We start from the raw sequence: 1124 nt of genomic DNA, 5'->3' as shown, positions 1-1124 counted from the left end.
CTTTTCCGCTTCCTCGGCCATTCGCTCGTTGCGCTCGGGGTCATGGACTCCGGCGAGCGGGTCAGCGATAGCCCTAAAACGCTTTGTACAGGTTGTGTTGCCACTTTCCCTTGGTAACCGGCTTTTGTTCGATGGTTTTAATTATATCTTGTACTGAAGCAGAACCAGTAACTTTGGCATAATTAAGTGTATTAAGTGTAACGGCAACTTGTTGTATATCTCGCAGTGCTTCCAGTGCTTTAGTTAGCTTGCTAATACAATTGCAAGTCAGTCCTTGTAGCGCTAGAATGGTGATATTAGGCATGATAGGCATGATAGGCATGATTGACAACTCCTAATGCATACAATAAATTAATTGGTATAATGCTAATTACGTCGTAACATTATGGCTGAAATAACCTAGATTAAGATAAAGGTTAAACCTTCTAATAAGGGTAAACCTTCTAATAAGGGTAAGGTCAAGGAAAAATAATGAATAATGAATAATGAATATTACTCAACTTGCAGAGAAAACGGGATTAAGTGCCAAGACAATTCGGTTTTATGAGCAAAAAAGTCATTAATTACCCCGCCACCGAGAAGTGAAAATGGCTATCGCCATTATCAACCTGCTCACTTGGAAGAATTAACATTATTAAAGCAAGCCAGAAAGGTTGGATTTACGTTAAAAGAGTGTCGGAAATTACTTGAACTTTTCCGTAATGCACGTCGCCAGAGTGCGGATATAAAAGCGGCGACGTTAAATAAAATTAGTGAAATTGAAAAAACCATTACCGAACTTATATTTGATCCGCGATAGCTTGCTTTCATTGGTTGCATCGTGTCCAGGGGATGACAATGCAAAATGCCCGATTATTGATCATCTGGTTGGTCATCATGTTGATTAGACCAAACCGGTTTGACGGTTAGCGTAATACCATCGACATCAATCACTTTGACTTCAGTGTTAGCTAATAATTCCTGAGAACAATAAACCGGCCAGCTACCATCAGCCAGTCGTATTCTGCTATACCCATTATTGGTATCTGAGATTAAACCGTGCTTTTGTGACAATTATAGCTAAGCGACTTAATTTTGATGACATTATTTATATGAGCTATTCAACATCTTTTATCAACTCGGAT

General features: G+C 39.1%; 2 protein-coding genes and 1 pseudogene. 1 reads left to right on the top strand and 2 read right to left on the bottom strand.

All coding sequences use genetic code 11. The annotated features are described in order from the left end of the window. Nucleotides 1-73: 73 nt before the first annotated feature. Nucleotides 74-304, bottom strand: a complete 231-nt coding sequence (locus ARSQ2_RS11515; RefSeq protein ID WP_238334502.1) for a cation transporter — start codon at nucleotides 302-304, stop codon at nucleotides 74-76. 181 nt (nucleotides 305-485) lie between these two features. On the opposite strand from ARSQ2_RS11515, the pseudogene cueR reads away from it, so the two are divergent. Further along, a pseudogene (gene cueR / locus ARSQ2_RS11510) lies at nucleotides 486-887 on the top strand (Cu(I)-responsive transcriptional regulator). Here cueR and ARSQ2_RS11505 read toward each other — a convergent pair. After that, a complete protein-coding gene (locus ARSQ2_RS11505) occupies nucleotides 853-1053 on the bottom strand; it encodes an NfeD family protein (protein WP_181995364.1) in 201 nt (66 codons plus the stop codon). The pseudogene cueR and the gene ARSQ2_RS11505 sit on opposite strands and share 35 nt — an antisense overlap. Nucleotides 1054-1124: the final 71 nt, after the last annotated feature.

Source organism: Arsenophonus endosymbiont of Bemisia tabaci Q2, assembly GCF_902713415.1.
GTDB lineage: Bacteria > Pseudomonadota > Gammaproteobacteria > Enterobacterales > Enterobacteriaceae > Arsenophonus.
Note: the sequence above shows the minus strand (reverse complement) of the source record. Positions and strands in the feature narration are given on the sequence as shown.

What these genes read in the sequence shown, in the direction of transcription:
- ARSQ2_RS11515 (WP_238334502.1), bottom strand. Translation starts at nt 304, where the DNA reads ATGCCTAATATCACCATTCTAGCGCTACAAGGACTGACTTGCAATTGT.